Below are 18,498 nucleotides of genomic sequence, written 5' to 3'. Positions count from 1 at the left end.
CGACAGTTGTTATGAAATTAGAAGCTATGCTTAGATTGATAGCTGGATGTATGTTATTGCTGTCTTTAGCACTGAGTCACCTTGTAAACGAGCACTGGGTTTGGTTTAGTGTCTTTATCGGTGTTAACTTGATCCAGTCGGCATTCACTCGATGGTGCCCAATGATCTCCCTACTTAAAAAATTAGGCGTAAAGGAGTAATTGCATGTTAACCGCAGTTCAAGATGTTTTAAAAACAGTCAGCCCAAACCAGCGTTGCATTAGCGCACAACAAGCCAAAACTGAAATTGAGCAAAACGGTGGACTTCTCATTGATGTACGCGAGCCCAATGAACACCAAACAGTCGCGGCCAAGGGTGCCATTAATATTCCTCGCGGTTTATTGGAATTTAAACTTCCAGAAATCGAAAAAGATGCTGCGCGTCCTATTTATTTGCATTGCGCGGCAGGCGGGCGCGCGACCTTTGCCGCCGAGCAATTAACTCGTTTAGGCTATCAAAATGTCAGTGTGATCACCTGCAAAGTTGCGGATGTTTGCCAAGTGTTCTGATTTGAAGTGTTCGCTTAGCGCTCACTAGCCTAAGCGAATACTTGATCCCCCCCAAGAAAAGACTTGAAGTTTCTAAAAAAGATACGCATTGCTTATCATAAAGCCGTGCGACAATGGCCTCATCATGGTAGCGTTTTTAGAACAAACCGTATTATTACTTGGCTTTATTCACGCCATCGTTTTGAGTGTTTTTTTACTCAAACAACAAAGAACTAGCCCCGCTAACCTCTACCTTGGGGTATTCATTTGTTTGTTTGGACTGATATTGTTTAGCGTCTTTCTCGACACATCGTCTTTGTTGTTTTATTACCCCCATTTGATTGGTGTACACGAAAGTTTAGTATTAGCACTGGGACCACTCTTTTACCTCTATGTTGCAAAACTGACTGAACAAGTTGCAAAGAAACCACTTTGGCTACATTTTTTACCATGTATCATCGTTGTATGCTTAAGTGCTGAGTTCTTGTTACAAACAGCCGAACAAAAAAAGCAATTCTTTGTTTTCAATGCCCCGCTTGGGCCTATCAACGAACGTTTTGAGTTCTTAGTGGATAGCGCCATTCCCGCCTTCACTTTATTGCAGTTGGTGTGTTATTTAAGCGTCGTTTTTAAACTCCTACAAACCCACACCCTCTACGTAAAAGGGCAATTTTCTTACTTGGAAAAAGTCAATTTGTCTTGGCTCACTTGGTTTAGTCGCGTGATCGCCGCTTTGGTGGTGCTATGGCTAATCGATGAACTTATCGACCTCAATAGCCGACTTTGCTACGACTCTGCCATATCGTTATTTTGTGACATGCCTTGGGTAACCGAAGAGCGCTATTTTTACCCATCGGAAATGGGGCTGATTTTATGCGTATACGCCATGACTTACTACGGTTTGAAACAACCCGCTGTTTTTAGCCAAAGTAAACCGCCACAAACACCAGCAGGGTCCATAAACACCGAACAAACAACTCGCTATGTCAATTCCACCTTATCGCCGCAACTCGCTAAACAGCTATTTGAAGAACTCGATAAACAGGTCAAACAACAGCGCTTATATCTTGACCCACAACTCACACTAGATGGGCTAGTTAGTTCAACCGGGTGGTCACGCCATCAACTTTCTCAGGCTATTAACCAAGTCAGTGGCAAGAATTTTTTTGATTATGTGAATGAATTACGGATCCACGATGCAAAACAGCTCTTGCTGAACAACACACAAAAAACCGTGCTAGATGTTGCATTGGAAACCGGCTTTAACTCTCGTTCGGCTTTTTACAATGCCTTTAAAAAATACACGCAACAAACCCCCAGCGAATTCAAAAAAAACCCGCCAATCGCTGTGTAAATAAAAATAAGCTTTAAATACAAAAAGATAAAGATTGTCCTATGTTATCAAACAAGACGACATAGTACTGCGTAATCATCAACAATGAAGCGTCGTCCCCAAATTCAGGAGGTAACATGTCACGACGCCTGTTTAAAACCTATTGTATGCTTGCCATAAGTGTACTCACTCTTATTATACTTAGCGCATGTAACAGCGAGTATAGCAGCGAGCAAAAAACCACGGCTGTTCCCATCACTGATAAAACCGTTTATCAAACGGGACTCACTCCCCCAAAACGCCCGTTTCGGCTCATCATTGATAATGTGAATGTGATCACTATGTTGGATGATGAAGCGGATGTTTTGCAAAACCAGCGCGTTGTTATTATTGGGCAGCGCATCAACGCAATTGGCGACGCGATCAGCATCCCTTTACACGCTGAAGACAAAGTCATTGATGGTCAAAATGGCTTCTTAACGCCAGGCCTGATTGACGCTCATGCACATTTTCGGCACGAGTCGGGGGATCTAGCAAACGTTGCGGAAGTACTCACCTCGCCCGCACAAATGTCGCTATTTTTACAACAAGGGATCACCACGGTACGAAACTTTTCAGGCACACTTCGTGAGCTTCAATGGCGTGACAAAGTAAATGCAGGAGACTGGCTTGGCACGCGAATGATCAGCAGCGGACCCATCATTTCTTTGTATGAACCTGAAGAGCCTATGTTAGGCGTACCGCATGACTCAATAGACACTGAGTTTCTCGCGAAGCTCGCTTATACTTGGCCGACTTCTGAAGTTGAAACCAAAACAGTCGTCGAACAGCAAAAAGCGCTTAATTATGATTTTGTGAAAGTATATTCAGGTGTCACTGAGCAAAACTACCTACAGATAGCCGAAACCGCAAAAACACAGGGACTATTTCTGTCCGGACACATTCCAAATACATCAATGGAAAACGTGCTAGCCCATCACAATGAAATTGCCCACTTATCTGAAATCATTGTTGGTAAAGACCATGTTGATCCAGATATGGATGATGAAGCTTATCTTGAGTGGGTAATAGATACCATGTTAGAGAATCAAATTTCGCTTGTTTTCAATTGGTCTACCGATGAGGTGGTTGCTAAATGGTCAAGTGGTGAAGATGTTTATCAAAACGATATCTATCGTAATATTCCCGATGCCCTGCTGGCTATCTGGCAACAAGAACCACAGTTAGGAGATGCAGACCCTCAGTATCATGATCTCGCTCTGTCTATTATCAAACAAATGGTTGAGGCGGGTATTGAAGTACAGGTTGGCTCTGACACCAGTGACGCAGGCTCAGTACCAGCGTTGTTATTAAGAGATATGGAACTGATGGTTGAAGCAGGCTTATCTCCTAAGCAAGCGCTCGCGGCTGCGACAAAAGTGCCAGCCAAGGTGATAGCGCGCATCTTACAGCAACCACAAGACAGAGGACTTATCAAACCTGAATACTTAGCTGACTTGGTGCTATTTGATAAAAACCCGTTAGTGGATATTCAAAACTTAAAAAGCCGCACTGGCGTAGTAATTGACGGTCACTGGTTCGCACAATCAGAGCTTGATGAAATGGCCCATGCATTTTCCAAACTCCCTCTTGAATACTTGGAGCTGCCGCAATGATCAATGATAACAAACGCAAAATTGCACTGAGCGTTGCCGCGACTTTATCTAGCGCTCCATGTTTAACCTATGCACAAGAGCAAAGAGACATAGAGCACATTGAAGTCGGTGCGAGTCGTTATATGCTAATGAAAACCAATGGCTCAGCAATTCAGCAATTAGATAGAGAAGGCATCGCACAAGCACCACACATTGCTGACGATGTATTTCGGCTCATGCCCAGCTTACCCGGGGTAAGTGCAGGCGATTACTCAGCAAACTTTTATATACGCGGCGGGCAAGCCAATGAAGTGTTGGTGTTACTAGATGGCCAGCAACTTTACCGCCCCTTTCACATGAAAAGTTTTAACAGTGCTTTTAGCATCATAGACACCGACAATGCAGAGCAAATTAACCTATACACCGGAGGATTCAGTGCACGCTTTGGTAACAAACTCAGCGGCGTATTAGATATAGATTCACTCACCCCCTCAGAGCAAACCCAGTACAGCCTTGGTGTGAGCTTTATCAATGCACGAGCAGCTGGACAAGGTAGCTTCGATGAAGGTAAAGGCCAGTGGTTGGTCTCTGCACGACGGGGCTATTTGGATATGGTGCTCAAAGCCATGGATGACGAAACCAGTAAATTCGAGCCTATATACGCAGACCTATACAGCAAAGTAAGCTACGAGTTAAACGACACGCATACCTTATCAGCCAACTTACTCTACGCCTACGATGATGAGTTACTGGATGATAACTTTGACGAGTGGAACGGGTTTGAAAAATATTATGTCAAAGAGAAGATCAGTGGTGCTTATGCAAGCCAATATTTATGGACTCGCTTACACTCTGACTGGCATGATGATTTAAGCTCAACCATTATGCTCTCTGTTGGCGAAGTTGAAGAACAGCGACGTGGCGGGCAAAACGATCCTTACGAGATTGATTTAACACTCAAAGATGACAAGTCGTTCTCTTTCATAGCGTTCAAACAAGATTGGCGCTGGCTTCGCAGTGACAACTTGATGCTTGAGTGTGGCATGCATGCCAAGCAACTAAATGCTAAGTATGACTACAGTATGCAAGCCCACTATCATCGACTCTATGCCGACCAACCTCAAGCGAAGCACAGTAACGCCAAAGTGACCGCAAAAGGTGCTGATATAGGCGCCTATGCAAGCGCCAAATACCGCTTTACTTCTCAATGGGCTGGAGAACTAGGCGCGAGATATGATAAGCAAGATTATCAAGGGTTTAGCGACAGTCAAATTAGTCCTCGCGCGGCGCTTTCTTATCGTTTAAATAACGATTCTAGCGTCAGCTTTAGTTGGGGGCACTTTTATCAAGCACAAGATATTTTAGATTTACAAGTGGCCGATGGCGTTACAACATTCCAAAAAGCACAAAAAGCAGAGCATCTCATTCTGGGTTATGACGGTATATTGCAGAGTTTAAATTACCGTATTGAAGCATACCACAAGCGATTGTCTGATATCCCAACGCGTTATGAAAGCATCCTCGACCCACTCAATTTCTTTCCTGAAGGGCAAGCCGACAGGCACCTTATTGTAGCAACGGAAGGCACAATCTCTGGCGTAGAGCTATCCGTGCAAAAGCAAATCAACGAAAAATGGCGCTGGCATGCCAATTACACATGGTCAGATGCAAAAGAAACCGTTGACGGGAAAAAGGTTAACCGCAGTTGGGATCAAACTCACACCTTCAATGGTGGAGTAAACTATCTATTTGACAGTGGTTGGAACTTAAATGTGACCGCTCACTATCATTCGGGGTGGCCTACTACAGGTGAGTATGGCACCGTGCGCACCGCTGCCAATGGCGAGAAGCAAATAATCCGGCATCTCAAAGAAAGAAACCAACAATCTTTAGCCAATTACATGCGCTTTGATTTGCGAGTCTCAAAACAATATTTACTGCCCGATAGCCAGTTACAAGTGTTCTTTGAAGTATCGAACCTACTCAATCGCAAAAATCAGTGCTGTGTTGAAGCGAGCAACTATCGACTCGACAACGATGGGGACGTCATTGTCAATCAGGAATATGGCCACTGGTTGCCAATGATCCCAAGCTTTGGCGTGAAGTGGGATTTCTGATCTCGTCCGTTCATTTTGAATTTCCCCTTAGGTTATCGTCTTTCCCTAAAAAGTCGATAACCTATTTCCTCACACATGCCCAAATGTATAAATGTGTAATTTTTGTTCGAGCCATTTAAACAATTTTTGAGCAATTGCTGACAGTTCTTGATACCAGTTCCCCATATTCTTTTTGCAATTACTCTTGTTAAAGGACTGCTTTCGATGAACTTCAAATTACATACCTTAGCCATTGCCGTCGCGACTACGACTTTTTTAAGTGCTTGTAATGACAGTAACGATAACCGAACCGAGTTGCAAAAAGCACAAGGTGTTTGGAAAAGAGCCAGCTACGGCCAAGTCATAAAAATAGACCCGACACATGTGACCCACTATCAGTTAAACAGCCAAGGTTGTATTGAAGTAAACAAACAAACCCACCTGCGAGCCAAAAATGGTGACTTTGCCAGGGTCTCGCAAGAGAAAAGTACGCTTTTTGTAACGAGCGATGTGAATGTAACAACCTATACCTCAACCGATAAACTCCCAAACACATGCCATACTCCAATAGTTGTCAAAGCCGATGCAAAACCAAGCCAAGTATTTGAGTACTTTTGGCATGCCTTTAATGATTACTATGCCTTTTTTGATATCCGACATGTAGATTGGCAAGCACAGTACGACACTCACGCGCCGCGTATTAGTGATGCGATGAGTGACGATGAATTGTTTACTGTGATGGCTGACATGGTTGCACCTTTGCAAGATGCGCATGTGTATCTTGATAACCATGAGCAAGAATTTAACGTGCTGAAACCAAGCCCCATCTTGCGTGCAGCAGAGGGTGAGGCCAAATCTTATCTGCGCTTTGGCTTCGACGTTGATACTATGGATGTGATCGGGTCTATTTTGGAAGATTATGAGCAAACGACAGCCAACTACATCACCGCAAGCACCCTAAAGACTATCCCTTCGCAGGTCGGATCAAAAACGGTAATTTGGGGCAAAACAACTGACAATGTGGGCATCCTTGTGATCAATAATCTAGCTGACTTTTCCAGCGACCCCAAAGCAAACGAAAAAGAACATATGGAAGCAGCCTTAAAGCATGTCGACGACATCATGAATGACCTTAAAGACACGGACGGCATGATAATTGACATTCGTAATAACCTTGGCGGAGAGGATGCAATTGCTAAATTATTCGCTAAGCAGTTTAACGAAAAAGAAGGCATTGCGTTTCACAAGCGGGCAAACAACCGGGCTGGTTTGGGGCCACAGTCACATCATATACTCAATGCGGCACCAGATCCTTATCTCAAACCTGTGTACTTACTCACCAGCCAAATTACCGTGAGCGCTGGTGAAGTCTTTGCCATGATGATGAAACAGCTTCCGCAAGTCACTCATATTGGAGAAGAAACTTCTGGCGCATTTTCTGATGTACTGCGATTAACCCTACCAAATGGTTGGGAGATAGGCTTATCTAATGAAGAGTATCGAAATTTAAAAGGTGAGAACTTTGAAGGTCGCGGCCTTCAACCAGACGTGCAGATCCCTGCATTTAGTGGCTTCTCAGGCGAATTACTCCGCTTTGCTAGCTACGATTACGCATTAGAAAAACTCGGAAAACAAACTTACCCAGCCATAAATATTACCAACTTCGAAAAACAAATCAGTGAGGTAATGGCACAAAGCGAGTTACCAGGTTTGGCAGTTGCGGTTATCCAAAATGGACAACTAAAATATAGTCAAGGCTTTGGTATCGCCGACACAAAAGGTACGCCTGTTCAGGCTGATACCCCTTTTTACCTCGCGTCAGTGAGCAAAACACTCGTGGGCGCGACACTGGCACACGCTGTGGATGCTGGACAACTTTCTTTAGATGATTCTATTTCGGCTCATGTCCCGTTTGAGTTGAATGCAATCCCTGCGCAAGATGAGCCAGTCACCTTCAGGCACTTAGTCACACATACCAGTGGTATCGTAGATGAAACTATCGCCTATACCTGCTCTTACTATTTGCATGACACGATGCAAAACATGAATGATGCGCTGTTAGGCAGCAGAATTTGTGATGAGAAAATCAACCCCGATCTTGGTATTTATCTAGCAAACTACTTAAGTGAAAGTGGCACTCGTTATCAAGAAAAAAACTTTACCAGTCAGTATGGCCATAATACGGGCGACATTTACGTATACTCTAACATCGCCACGGCACTCGCCGCGTATACCTTAGAACAAAAAACGCAAACGCCATTCGTTGAGTTAGTGCAAAGCTATCTGTTCTCGCCTTTGGCGATGGATAATAGCCGCTGGGGAGTAGGTCCAACACCTGATACTGTCGCGACACGCTTTGTATTTTCACCTAACGATAATCAATTACTGCCAATGCCTGACTACGGTGCGGTGACTTACCCAGATGGCGCAGCAATTTCAACCGTGAATGATGTGGCTCGCTTTTTAATTGCCAGTATGAACGAGGGTAAAATTGACCAACAACAGGCATTATCGGCCAACGCCGTTTCGGCCATGTTGAGCCCACAAACAGCTACTCCAGTGCCAAGTAGGGATATTGGTTATTTCTGGGAACTGGACGGTGATTTGATTCACCACGACGGTTCAGACCCTGGTGTCATGTCTCAAATGATAGGTGATGTTAGGCACAACAATGGCATTGTGCTGCTCAGTAATGGCGACGATAATCATGAAGCACATGCACAAGCAATGGCTATTATTCAGCAACTTGCTCTACAACTGGCTTACTCCAAGTAATGAAAGAAGCGGTGCTTTGCACCGCTTTGTTATGCGCGATTAGGCACGATTTGAATCTCTACTCTACGATTTTGCGCTCGCCCTTGCTCGGTACTATTGTTCGCGATGGGCACAGATGCGCCCATGCCCTGTGTTTGCAGCCTTGCCGCCAATACATTTTGACCGAGTAGGTAGTTTTTAACTCCGTTGGCGCGCTGCTCACTTAGGCGCTGATTTAACTCGCTGCTCCCCGTACTATCAGTATGGCCCACGATATTAAGTAAGGTTTTTTCGTATTGATTCATCACTTTCGTAATGGCATCTAAAGTGGGGTAAAAACTGGGGGAAATATTGGCTTGGCTAGAGGCAAAAGTAATATTGCTTGGCATCACAAGGCGCATGTTATCCCCTTCTCGGATCACCTCAACACCTGAGCCTTCCAGCTCCTTGCGAAACGCCGCTTCTTGTTTATCCATGTAATCACCGATTGCAGCGCCAGCAAGTGCGCCAATGGCAGCACCAATGAAAATACGTTTATCTTTATGATTCCCTGTTGCTTTACCCAATACCGCACCGGCCGCAGCACCGATAGATGCCCCCTTACCTGTATTGGTCATTTGACAGCCAGAGATTAAAGTCACACTCAGCGCAACAGCCAATGCGCATTGCTTGTTTAAGATCATCATTGCCTCCAAAGTAGTTAGGTCTAAGCCTAAAAGGAGGTGCCTGAATCGCAGATTAACTTATGCCGATTATTGCAACAGACGCTCAGGGATAGGGGGGAGCGAATAAGGTGCTATGATTTTATCTAACTGACGCGTACGCGCTAATTCTTCCATTGCTCTATGAAGCTGCGCAGCTGCATCAGATTGATTAAAAGACTGACTAACGGCCATATAGCCATAGATCAATTTGGTGTGTCGGTAATGCATGGTTTCGAGCTGAGAAATGGGTTGCTTTAGTGCTTTCATCGCCACTTCAGCGGTATCCTCAACCGCAATAGCCAGATCAACGCGTCCCTTTAGCACCAAATCTAACGCAATTTGCTCTGACGTCACTTCAACTTTGTCCAACCGCGCATCTTCATCAAAACGTTTAAAAAATGCAGCACCGCGCATGACAGCAATCCGTTTGCCATACAGGTCTTCAAAACGCATTACATTTATTTTGCTGCCTTTTTTGGCATAAAATACGTAAGACGAGGGCAGAGCCATGTAAGGAGGGTCGATAAAAACCATAGAATCTTGCCTTTGAGGCGTTTTAATTAGCCCCCCCATCACATCGACTTCACCTTGTTCAAGCATTCGCAAACAACGCGAGAGTGGACATGGCACTGGACGTACATGGTAGTGCTCGGACGCAGCCGCTCTAACGATATCTAAGATCAACCCAGATGACTCACCATCGCTGTTAACGGTACTGTAAGGTGGCGCATGATCGATAGCAACATGAATCGTTTTGTGTTCAGCGTGTGCTTGCCTCACTAAAGCAGCAAAAATAATTGAAAAAGCAATCACTAAACGCAGCAAATTGTCATACCTCTCATTCACCTATAGCATAGTTCCGATGAACTTCACTGAAATAACCGCATAACTAACTGCTTTCATACAGAGTAAAATATCATAAAATTGTCATGTTATTATGCGATTTTATAACGTTAACTTTATCACAAGGTAGGCTATGGCACTGAATATTTTTTATCAATTTTTTTTACTTGGCTGCACAAGTTTTGGTGGTCCAGCGGCACACTTAGGCTTCTTCAAACAACACTTTGTGGATAATTTAGGTTGGCTGTCGAATGATCGATATAGTGCAATGATCAGCCTATCACAAATATTGCCCGGCCCAGGCTCGAGCCAAGTTGGCTTTGCAATCGGATTAGAACGCGCAGGTATTGTCGGTGGTATTGCCGCATTTTTGGGTTTTACCCTGCCCTCTTTTCTAATTATGTTACTGCTAGCTTTGACGGCTTCTCAACTCAACGACATGGCGTTTGGCGTGATCAGTGGCCTGAAGTTATTTGCCGTAGTCGTGGTATTTGATGCGGTGCTCAGCATGGCAAAAAGCTTCTGTAAGACAACACCACTAAAGGTTGTGACATTTTTCAGTACACTGGCACTTTTACTGTTACCAACATTACATGGACAACTGTGGGTGCTTGGCAGCGCTGCTGTGTTTGGGCTTTTGTATCGCTTTAATACTTTGCCAGCTTCATCACAAGCCGGTTCAGCATCACTTAACTGGTCAGTATTAGCTTTGTTTTCTCTGCTGTTTTTACTCACTTTTATCAGTTTGCCAAATGCTTTATTTGCACAGTTTTACCAAGCAGGTGCCTTGGTCTTTGGTGGTGGACATGTCGTCTTGCCCCTATTGCAGGGTACCGTTTCGGGACTTGAACAAGATAGCTTTTTGACCGCCTATGCGGCTGCACAAGCAGTACCAGGTCCGATGTTTAGCATCGCAACATTTTTGGGTGCCAGTGCACAACCTGACAATGTCTGGCTAGGTGCAGCAATAGCGACAGTGGCGATATTTTTGCCCGGCTTATTACTCATGTGGGCCTGTATTCATAGTTGGCAAACGCTCAGTGCTTACCCTAAGTTTGCCAGTATGACCGCTGCGTTAAATGCCGCCGTGGTAGGATTACTTGCAGCAGCCTTATATGATCCTATTTTGGTCTCGGCTGTCTACAACCTGTGGCATTTAGGTGCAGTGCTAGTCGGCTTTGCTGTGCTTAAGCTAGCAAAGCCGCCAATATGGATGATGCTACTGGCTTTCTCTGGAGTTGGTTTGCTGTTGCAACACCTGCCCTGAAATACTTTGATATGGGCGTAATCCAAAAGCGCCCATCGTTGCCAACATATGATCTAAAATGTCTGCTTGGATGTGTTCATACGCAACCCACTGCTTGTTGCGACTAAAGCAATACAATTCAATGGGCAAACCATAATTTGCAGGCGCTAACTCTCTGACCATACATACACACTCTTGGTTGATTTCAGGATGAGTTTTTAAATACAACTCAGCATAGCGGCGAAATAAACCCAAATTGGTCACATTGCTTGGTAGAGATTGCTCTTCTTCAAGCATGCCAAACTTCTTCCTAAGCGCATCAACTTCATTACTGCTGAGACATGTAATGCTATGCATATCCACCAATAACGAACGTTTTATGCGTCGCCCAGCCGATTCTTGCATAGCACGCCAGTTTTTAAATGAATCTGAGATCAGCATGTAAGTTGGAATGGTTGTGACCGTATTATCCCAGTTCTTGACTCTCACTGTGTTTAAGCCTAAATCTAACACCTCACCATCTGCACCAAAGGCATCCACTTGGATCCAGTCGCCTGTTTTTACAAGTCTATTTGCCGCAATTTGAATGCTTGCAACTAAGCCTAATATCGTATCTTTGAAAACCAATAAGGTAACAGCAGCAATTGCACCAAAGCCCGACAGGATGTAAGTCGGCGACTTATCAAGCAGCATGCTAATCACCAAAATGCTGCTGACGATAAAGGTTAGTAATTTGGTAACTTGCACAATACCTTGAATTGGCACATCTTTGGCAAAACGTAATTGGTTGTATATCGCATGAGCAAGGTTTACAAACCCACTAAACAAAAAGCCTGCAATGATCACCAAAATAATTTGTCCAAGTGACAAAAACACGCCCATTAACCAAGTTGGGGCGACAAGTACCCGTTCATAAAATGCCAAAAATGCCACGCAGCATAACATTGCCGCTAAGCGTCCGGTTAGCTTATTTAACTCAGGCGCTAAGTGGCCTATACGCGTCGGTGATACTTTAGTCAGCCCCCTTTGAATGCTGGGCAAAACCAAACGTCGTGTAAATAAATACAAAAAGATCAGCGATATCATACCAATGCCGTTGGCAGTCAATGCACTGAGCATATTTCCCTGTGGTACGTTGGCAAACCAAGCATCTAATAAATCTGTAACATGAACCAAAGTCATAGTGGTGCAATTTCCTTGTTAATATTCGATGTATTGGCACAGGATGTTGAGTAAAACAAATCAATTTGACGGTCTTTCGTTTGCCAAAGCGTATTTAGGTAATTTTGGAAACAAACGCGATATGCTTTATCTTGCTGATAGTTACCTAATGGCAGCGCACTCATCTTCACAAATTCGACATCAACATTGACACTGTATAGTTGTCCAAGCATAAAGCTTCGACAAATATGACTGCCTTTTGATTCATAGATAATAGTGGTGTTAAGCAAACCATCGAGTTGATCCGATAATACTTCCAAGGCAAATGCCGTACCACCCGCTTTGGGTTTTAATAAATGCCTAAACTGGCTATTTTGCTTTGCATGCTTACCAGACGTGAAGCGCGTTCCCTCTGCAAAATTAATCACTGTTGTTGGGTGGTTTTTGAAGTTACGACAACTGTGTTTTGTTCTCGCTACATCCATTCCTTTGAGCTTTGGATTTTTGGCTATTTGTGCCTTACTGGCCCGTTTCATAAACGGCATACCCATTGCCCATGCACCGGTACCAATAAAAGGCACGAACTTTAATTCATCTTTGAGAAAAAACTTGGGGGCGGGTAATGCATCAATGGCGCTGAGTACCACAATATCCAACCAACTGATGTGATTTGAGACCAATAAGTACCAACCATTTGATTGCACGTCTTCAGGTACATATATGTTAAGTTGACCACAACCTATTTGCAGACCAAGCTTATTACCCTTACACCACAGCCCGTAAGCTTGATGTAACAGCACCGACACAGCCCGCACAGGTAAACACAGCTTAACCAAACCAAGCATAAACACTATTACGCCGCAAATTAAGGTATTAAGTAACAAGACCCAAGTTGCTAGCAATCCAAAAAACCATTTAGGTACACCATTTCTGAGCATTGCCAACCTCACTAAATATTATTCAGACCCACTAAACTGCTGTAATTGCTCGTCCTTTTGACTCCAAAGTTGATTTAGTTCATTCTGAAAACGAACTCGAAACTCATTGTCATTGCTATAGTCCCCAATCAGGTTATTACTGACGGGCATGACTTCAATATGTACATCAACAACCCTAACCTTACCGCTTACAAAATCAATAAACGAAGGGATCCCGTCAGGATAATGAATAGTCACATTCACCACCTTACTGATCTGCTCCCCCATGGCTTGCATCACAAATGCGATACCACCGGCCTTAGGTTTTAAGAGATGCTTAAAAGGGCTATTTTGACGCTGATGTTTTGACTCTGTGTAGCGCGTTCCCTCAACAAAATTCACAATACTCACTGGCATCGTTTTGAATTTTTCACAGGCTTTCTTTGTTGTTTCTACATCTTTGCCTTTAAGTTTCGGGTTTTTCTTTAACTGACTTTTACTGCTGCGGGTCATAAATGGAAAGTCGAGCGCCCACCAAGCAAGGCCAAGAAATGGCACGTACAAGAGCTCTTTTTTCAAAAAGAAGTTTAGAAATGGTATTTGGCGATGCAGTACCCGCTGTAAAACCAGAATATCAACCCAGCTTTGATGATTGGCAATAACGAGATACCAGTCTTTGCGTTTCGCTTCTTCAAGACCATAAACATTTAGCTTATACGGAGCCGTCAGATTTTGGTTTAAGGTATTACAACCTACCCACAGGCTCGCACACTCTTTTGCCAACCAACTACATGCTTTTTGTAATGGCGGTATGGGCAAGAGTTTAATTAAACCGAAGATAAAGATAGGAACAAACCAAACAAGCGTGTTCACTGTGTACAATATCAAACCCAAAATACGACGCAAAAATGACATGCAATGCTTCCTTTACAACTAAGCCAATCGGCTAAGAGAGTATATGCTCCCTCAGCCTTTAATATGGCCGTTGATAATACCTTGTTTTTAACTGACAAAAAACCTAGCTGATTACTTTTGTCTAGTCCTCAAAATAGGTATAACCAGTAAGACCTGCGTTCAATTCATCTAAATATTGGCTTTTCAAAGCGTCATCCTGAACCGATTCATTGACTCGCGCTTCAAACGTTTTAGACAATTGAGCATTGTCATAATGCACAAACTTCAGTACATCTTGCACACTATCACCTTTGATGGCATTGGTGAGTGTGTAACCTTGCTCGTTAAGCTCCACATGAACCGAATCAGTATCACCAAAAAGGTTATGCAAATCACCTAAGATCTCCTGATACGCACCAACCATAAACATGGCAATATGGTATTGCTGGCCCGGCGTGTAAGGTGGAATGGGTAAACTTGATTCAATACCAGAGCCTTCAACATAGTCTCGAATTTGGCCATCCGAATCACAGGTAATATCCTGTAAAATAGCCCTTTGAGTGAGTGGCTGGTCAAGTGCTTCAATCGGCATAACTGGGAATAACTGCTGGATCCCCCATACATCAGGAAGCGACTGAAACAATGAAAAATTCACAAATAGCTTATCGGCTAGTTTCTCGTTTAGGTCATCCAGCACTTCTCTATGTGCCCTAGCATTTTCATTCAGTAAGTCTCGCACTTGATGCAAAATAGTAAAATACAAATGCTCAATTTGCGCCCATTGTGTCATGCTCACAAGTCCATGCACGTACTGCGCATGGGCTTCACTGAATAAGTGCATCGCATCATGGTACATTTCAAGGGCCAAACGCGGCGTGATACGACTATAAGTTTGCCAAAGCTCTTGCAAAATAGCGTGCGCTTTTGCAGACGGTGCCTCTGGCGCATTTTGTTTCGGTGCCTTTTCGACATCAATCACATCGGTGATCAAGACGGCATGATGTGCAGTCAAGGCACGCCCCGACTCAGTAATGATAGCGGGATGCGCTAACGCATGTTGTTCACATACTTCGGCAAACGCATTGACCACATTGCGGGCATACTCCGCCACGGTATAGTTCATCGAGCATGCACTGCGCGAACCCGAACCTTCATAATCCACGCCAAGACCCCCACCCACATCAACAGTTTTCAAAGGGACACCGAGCTGTGATAACTCAGCGAAATGACGCGCACATTCTTTAAGTGCACGATGAATGTCGCGAATATTGGCAATTTGAGAACCAATATGGAAATGTACTAAGTTCATTAGATGCAGCTTATTCGCAGCCTTAAGCATTTCAACGGCTTCAAGTACTTGGCCCGCAGTCAGACCAAATTTACCTTTTTCACCACCGGTATTTTGCCATTTACCTTTGCCGACCGAATTTAATCGAATACGAATACCTATCGCTGGCTCAATCTTTAAATCATCAATTTCTTTGATTAAAGTTGTCAGTTCAGAAAGCTTCTCAACCACAATATTCACTTTGTGGCCCATGGCTTGACCAATACAGGCTAAACGTAAAAACTCGCTGTCTTTGTAGCCATTGCACACGATTGTGATAGGTGATGTGGCCACACCCAAAATAGCCATTAGCTCAGGCTTAGAGCCAGCTTCTAGACCAACTTGGCCACTAGGGTGAGCCAATAACTTGGTGACAACGGAACGTTGCTGGTTAACTTTAATTGGGTAAACACAGTTATACTGCCCTTGATAGCTGCGCTGCTGGCAAGCTTGGGCAAATGCATCGGTCATCGTATCTACACGATGTTTTAAAATATCAGTGAAACGCACAAGTACCGGCAAAGTTAAGCCTTGCGCTTTAAATTGCTCCGTTAACTCAGTTAAAGACACTGGCGATTTACTATGATCACCATCAGGGTACGCAACTAACTCACCTTGTGCATTAATATCAAAATAACCTTCACTCCAATGAGCGACGTTGTAAATCTCGCGTGCAGTGTCTAAACCCCAAGTCATGGCTTTCTCTTTTATATCTTCGAAAACCCCTATTTTAATACGCCCGCCTTGGATAAGCGACACTATTTTAAAGCGTAAGTACTCGGGCAAAAATCAATGTAAGCACTCAAGCACCATAAAATGAATTTGATAAATCAGAGTAGTCATTGTAGTTACGCACTCATAATGCGGCTTTCACTCACTTGTCCCATAAAATATCACAGCATCAATGCCCGGTTAGTTTTACCTTCGTTGAGAACTTGCTCTATTATTACAGTTAGGTTTCGTGGCACGAGAAAATGGGCCACGCAAATTTTCATTGAGCTATCGCATCTGCGCTGGCAAAATTAGCGTTTACAATATTGTGAGTGTAATAACAGATATGTCGAACTTAGAAGCAAACCGTTGGTTTACAGAGGTGAGCGACCGTGATGGCAGTGCTTTTTCACTGCGCATCAACAAAAAATTAGATGAAGTCCAGTCACCGTTTCAAAATGTAGAAATGTACGAAACCACCCATTTCGGAAATCTAATGATCATTGATGGCTGTACGATGGTGAGCACGCGTGAGAACTTTTTCTATCACGAAATGATGAGCCACCCTGCGCTCTTTTCACACCCAGCACCAAAAAATGTCGTGATCATTGGTGGTGGCGACTGCGGTACTTTACGCGAAGTTCTAAAACACCCAGGCGTAGAGAGTGTGACACAAATCGATATCGATGAAGTTGTTACACAAATGTCTTTGAAGTACTTCCCTGAGCTATGTGAGTCAAATAACGACCCTCGTGCCACTGTGATGTTTGATGATGGTATCAAATACATGCGCGAAGCAGCACCAAGCTCTATTGATGTTGTGATTGTCGATGGTACTGACCCTGTGGGCCCTGGTGAAGGTTTGTTCAACCATGCATTTTATACGAGCTGTTTGAAAGCACTACGCCCTGGCGGCATCATGGTGCAGCAAAGTGAATCTCCACTGACACATATGCCACTGCTTCTTGAGATGCGTGAAGCGATGCTAGAAGTTGGATTCGTTGATTTGCAAACTCTGCCGTTCCCACAGCCTATTTACCCAAGCGGTTTATGGTCAGCAACACTTGCGCGTAAAGATGAAAAATTTGCGGGCTTTAGAGAAGCAGATGCTGATAACGCAGCATTTGATACTGAATACTACAATACCGGTATTCACAAAGGCGCATTAGCCACCCCTAACTTTATGAAACGTGCATTTAATAAATAATTAAATCCAAGCGTTTAATATAAAAAACCCAAGCTCAGCTTGGGTTTTTTATTGCATTACTGTGCGAGTTTACTTGTGGTACTGCGCACTAAATTCATGCACAGCATTGATGAATATACCGGCATTTTCAGGGTCAACATCAGGCGTAATACCGTGACCAAGGTTGAATACGTGACCTGAACCTTCACCAAAACCTGCTAAAATAGACTGCACTTCTTCACGAATACGCTCTGGCGTACCATGTAACATCGCAGGGTCCATATTACCTTGTAGTGCTACTTTATCCCCTACACGGCGTTTCGCATCGGCAATATCAATCGTCCAATCCAAGCCAATAGCATCACAGCCTGTGGCTGCAATCGCTTCGATCCATTGACCACCATTTTTTGTAAAGAGCGTTACAGGAACCTTGCGGCCATCATATTCACGAATTAAACCATCCACAATTTTGTGCATGTATTGAAGTGAAAACTCTTTATAGTCACGAGGGCTTAATACGCCACCCCATGAGTCAAAAATCATCAATGACTGTGCACCAGCTTTCACTTGCGCGTTCAAATAATCAATGACTGAGTCTGCGACTTTGTCTAGCAATAGGTGTAGTGTTTGTGGCTCGGCAAATGCCATCTTCTTAATTTTACCGAAGGTTTTGCTGCTGCCACCTTCAACCATGTAAGTTGCTAGTGTCCATGGTGAACCAGAAAAACCGATTAATGGTACTTCGCCTTTCAATTCACGACGAATCGTACTCACGGCATTCATCACATAACCAAGCTCGTCCGTTGGGTCGATGTTTGGAATATTTTTTACGTCTTGTAGTGAACTGATTGGGCGTTCAAACTTAGGACCTTCACCCGTTTCAAAGTAAAGACCAAGGCCCATCGCATCAGGAATAGTAAGAATATCGCTGAACAAAATTGCGGCATCTAACGGATAACGGCGTAACGGCTGTAACGTTACTTCACAGGCCAACTCAGCGTTTTTACACAGACTCATAAAGTCGCCAGCTTGTGCACGAGTTGCACGATACTCCGGCAAATAACGGCCCGCTTGACGCATCATCCATACTGGCGTTACGTCCACGGGTTGCTTCATCAACGCACGTAAATAACGATCGTTTTTCAATTCGCTCATAGCGTGTCT

Annotated in this window: 15 protein-coding genes; 8 read left to right on the top strand and 7 right to left on the bottom strand. The window is 43.9% G+C overall.

The annotated features are described in order from the left end of the window. Nucleotides 1-11 precede the first annotated feature (11 nt). The 6 genes from ACW689_RS19325 to ACW689_RS19300 all read left to right on the top strand — a co-directional run bounded on the left by ACW689_RS19325 (nt 12) and on the right by ACW689_RS19300 (nt 8,366). Nucleotides 12-200, top strand: coding sequence for a YgaP family membrane protein (locus ACW689_RS19325; protein WP_476293813.1), 189 nt, complete (start codon nt 12-14; stop codon nt 198-200). A 4-nt stretch (nt 201-204) separates the two neighbouring features. Continuing rightward, complete coding sequence (locus ACW689_RS19320; RefSeq protein ID WP_476293812.1) at nt 205-549, top strand: rhodanese-like domain-containing protein; 345 nt, start codon at nt 205-207, stop codon at nt 547-549. A 124-nt stretch (nt 550-673) separates the two neighbouring features. Next, nucleotides 674-1,882 carry a helix-turn-helix domain-containing protein gene (locus tag ACW689_RS19315; protein WP_476293811.1) on the top strand — a complete coding sequence of 403 codons (1,209 nt, stop codon included), beginning with the start codon at nt 674-676 and terminating at the stop codon, nt 1,880-1,882. 116 nt (nt 1,883-1,998) lie between these two features. After that, nucleotides 1,999-3,516, top strand: a complete 1,518-nt coding sequence (locus ACW689_RS19310; RefSeq protein ID WP_476293810.1) for an amidohydrolase family protein — start codon at nt 1,999-2,001, stop codon at nt 3,514-3,516. Next, the gene (locus ACW689_RS19305) at nt 3,513-5,612 is read left to right on the top strand and encodes a TonB-dependent receptor plug domain-containing protein (RefSeq protein ID WP_476293808.1); all 2,100 of its coding nucleotides are present in this window, start codon (nt 3,513-3,515) and stop codon (nt 5,610-5,612) included. Before ACW689_RS19310 ends, ACW689_RS19305 begins: the two co-directional genes overlap by 4 nt. A gap of 204 nt (nt 5,613-5,816) precedes the next feature. Next, nucleotides 5,817-8,366 carry a serine hydrolase gene (locus tag ACW689_RS19300; RefSeq protein WP_476293807.1) on the top strand — a complete coding sequence of 850 codons (2,550 nt, stop codon included), beginning with the start codon at nt 5,817-5,819 and terminating at the stop codon, nt 8,364-8,366. Between the two features lie 29 nt (nt 8,367-8,395). On the opposite strand, the gene ACW689_RS19295 is transcribed toward ACW689_RS19300, so the two are convergent. Together ACW689_RS19295 and ACW689_RS19290 are read right to left on the bottom strand one after the other, a co-directional pair. After that, nucleotides 8,396-9,028: a YiaD family glycine zipper/OmpA-like lipoprotein gene (locus tag ACW689_RS19295; RefSeq protein ID WP_476293847.1), complete on the bottom strand. Its 633-nt coding sequence runs from the start codon at nt 9,026-9,028 to the stop codon at nt 8,396-8,398. 69 nt (nt 9,029-9,097) lie between these two features. Continuing rightward, nucleotides 9,098-9,895, bottom strand: coding sequence for a substrate-binding periplasmic protein (locus ACW689_RS19290; protein WP_476293806.1), 798 nt, complete (start codon nt 9,893-9,895; stop codon nt 9,098-9,100). Nucleotides 9,896-10,025: 130 nt separating this feature from the next. Here ACW689_RS19290 and chrA point away from each other — a divergent pair, with 130 nt between their 5' ends. Next, nucleotides 10,026-11,159 (top strand): chromate efflux transporter, encoded by a 1,134-nt coding sequence (gene chrA / locus ACW689_RS19285; RefSeq protein ID WP_476293805.1) that lies wholly within the window; start codon nt 10,026-10,028, stop codon nt 11,157-11,159. Here chrA and ACW689_RS19280 read toward each other — a convergent pair. The 4 genes from ACW689_RS19280 to speA form a co-directional block, all read right to left on the bottom strand. Next, nucleotides 11,112-12,320: a mechanosensitive ion channel family protein gene (locus ACW689_RS19280; protein ID WP_476293804.1), complete on the bottom strand. Its 1,209-nt coding sequence runs from the start codon at nt 12,318-12,320 to the stop codon at nt 11,112-11,114. The two genes, chrA and ACW689_RS19280, sit on opposite strands and share 48 nt — an antisense overlap. Further along, on the bottom strand, nt 12,317-13,237 hold the full coding sequence (locus ACW689_RS19275) for an acetyltransferase (RefSeq protein WP_476293803.1): 921 nt from the start codon (nt 13,235-13,237) through the stop codon (nt 12,317-12,319). The genes ACW689_RS19280 and ACW689_RS19275 overlap by 4 nt, the downstream gene beginning before the upstream one ends. 18 nt (nt 13,238-13,255) lie before the next feature. After that, nucleotides 13,256-14,131, bottom strand: a complete 876-nt coding sequence (locus ACW689_RS19270) for an acyltransferase (protein ID WP_476293802.1) — start codon at nt 14,129-14,131, stop codon at nt 13,256-13,258. A gap of 121 nt (nt 14,132-14,252) precedes the next feature. Further along, a complete protein-coding gene (gene speA / locus ACW689_RS19265; RefSeq protein ID WP_476293801.1) occupies nt 14,253-16,133 on the bottom strand; it encodes a biosynthetic arginine decarboxylase in 1,881 nt (626 codons plus the stop codon). A gap of 361 nt (nt 16,134-16,494) precedes the next feature. On the opposite strand from speA, the gene speE reads away from it, so the two are divergent. Further along, nucleotides 16,495-17,355, top strand: coding sequence for a polyamine aminopropyltransferase (speE, locus tag ACW689_RS19260; RefSeq protein WP_476293800.1), 861 nt, complete (start codon nt 16,495-16,497; stop codon nt 17,353-17,355). Nucleotides 17,356-17,424: 69 nt separating this feature from the next. On the opposite strand, the gene hemE is transcribed toward speE, so the two are convergent. Then, nucleotides 17,425-18,489 carry a uroporphyrinogen decarboxylase gene (hemE, locus tag ACW689_RS19255; protein WP_476293799.1) on the bottom strand — a complete coding sequence of 355 codons (1,065 nt, stop codon included), beginning with the start codon at nt 18,487-18,489 and terminating at the stop codon, nt 17,425-17,427. Nucleotides 18,490-18,498: the final 9 nt, after the last annotated feature.

It is taken from the genome of Pseudoalteromonas sp. ABE4_541 (genome assembly GCF_056312285.1).
Note: the sequence above shows the minus strand (reverse complement) of the source record. Positions and strands in the feature narration are given on the sequence as shown.

Coding starts and splice junctions, on each gene's coding strand:
- ACW689_RS19325 (WP_476293813.1), top strand. CDS start 12: ATGAAATTAGAAGCTATGCTTAGATTGATAGCTGGATGTATGTTATTG.
- ACW689_RS19320 (WP_476293812.1), top strand. CDS start 205: ATGTTAACCGCAGTTCAAGATGTTTTAAAAACAGTCAGCCCAAACCAG.
- ACW689_RS19315 (WP_476293811.1), top strand. CDS start 674: ATGGTAGCGTTTTTAGAACAAACCGTATTATTACTTGGCTTTATTCAC.
- ACW689_RS19310 (WP_476293810.1), top strand. CDS start 1,999: ATGTCACGACGCCTGTTTAAAACCTATTGTATGCTTGCCATAAGTGTA.
- ACW689_RS19305 (WP_476293808.1), top strand. CDS start 3,513: ATGATCAATGATAACAAACGCAAAATTGCACTGAGCGTTGCCGCGACT.
- ACW689_RS19300 (WP_476293807.1), top strand. CDS start 5,817: ATGAACTTCAAATTACATACCTTAGCCATTGCCGTCGCGACTACGACT.
- ACW689_RS19295 (WP_476293847.1), bottom strand. CDS start 9,028: ATGATCTTAAACAAGCAATGCGCATTGGCTGTTGCGCTGAGTGTGACT.
- chrA (WP_476293805.1), top strand. CDS start 10,026: ATGGCACTGAATATTTTTTATCAATTTTTTTTACTTGGCTGCACAAGT.
- ACW689_RS19280 (WP_476293804.1), bottom strand. CDS start 12,320: ATGACTTTGGTTCATGTTACAGATTTATTAGATGCTTGGTTTGCCAAC.
- ACW689_RS19275 (WP_476293803.1), bottom strand. CDS start 13,237: ATGCTCAGAAATGGTGTACCTAAATGGTTTTTTGGATTGCTAGCAACT.
- ACW689_RS19270 (WP_476293802.1), bottom strand. CDS start 14,131: ATGTCATTTTTGCGTCGTATTTTGGGTTTGATATTGTACACAGTGAAC.
- speA (WP_476293801.1), bottom strand. CDS start 16,133: ATGACTTGGGGTTTAGACACTGCACGCGAGATTTACAACGTCGCTCAT.
- speE (WP_476293800.1), top strand. CDS start 16,495: ATGTCGAACTTAGAAGCAAACCGTTGGTTTACAGAGGTGAGCGACCGT.
- hemE (WP_476293799.1), bottom strand. CDS start 18,489: ATGAGCGAATTGAAAAACGATCGTTATTTACGTGCGTTGATGAAGCAA.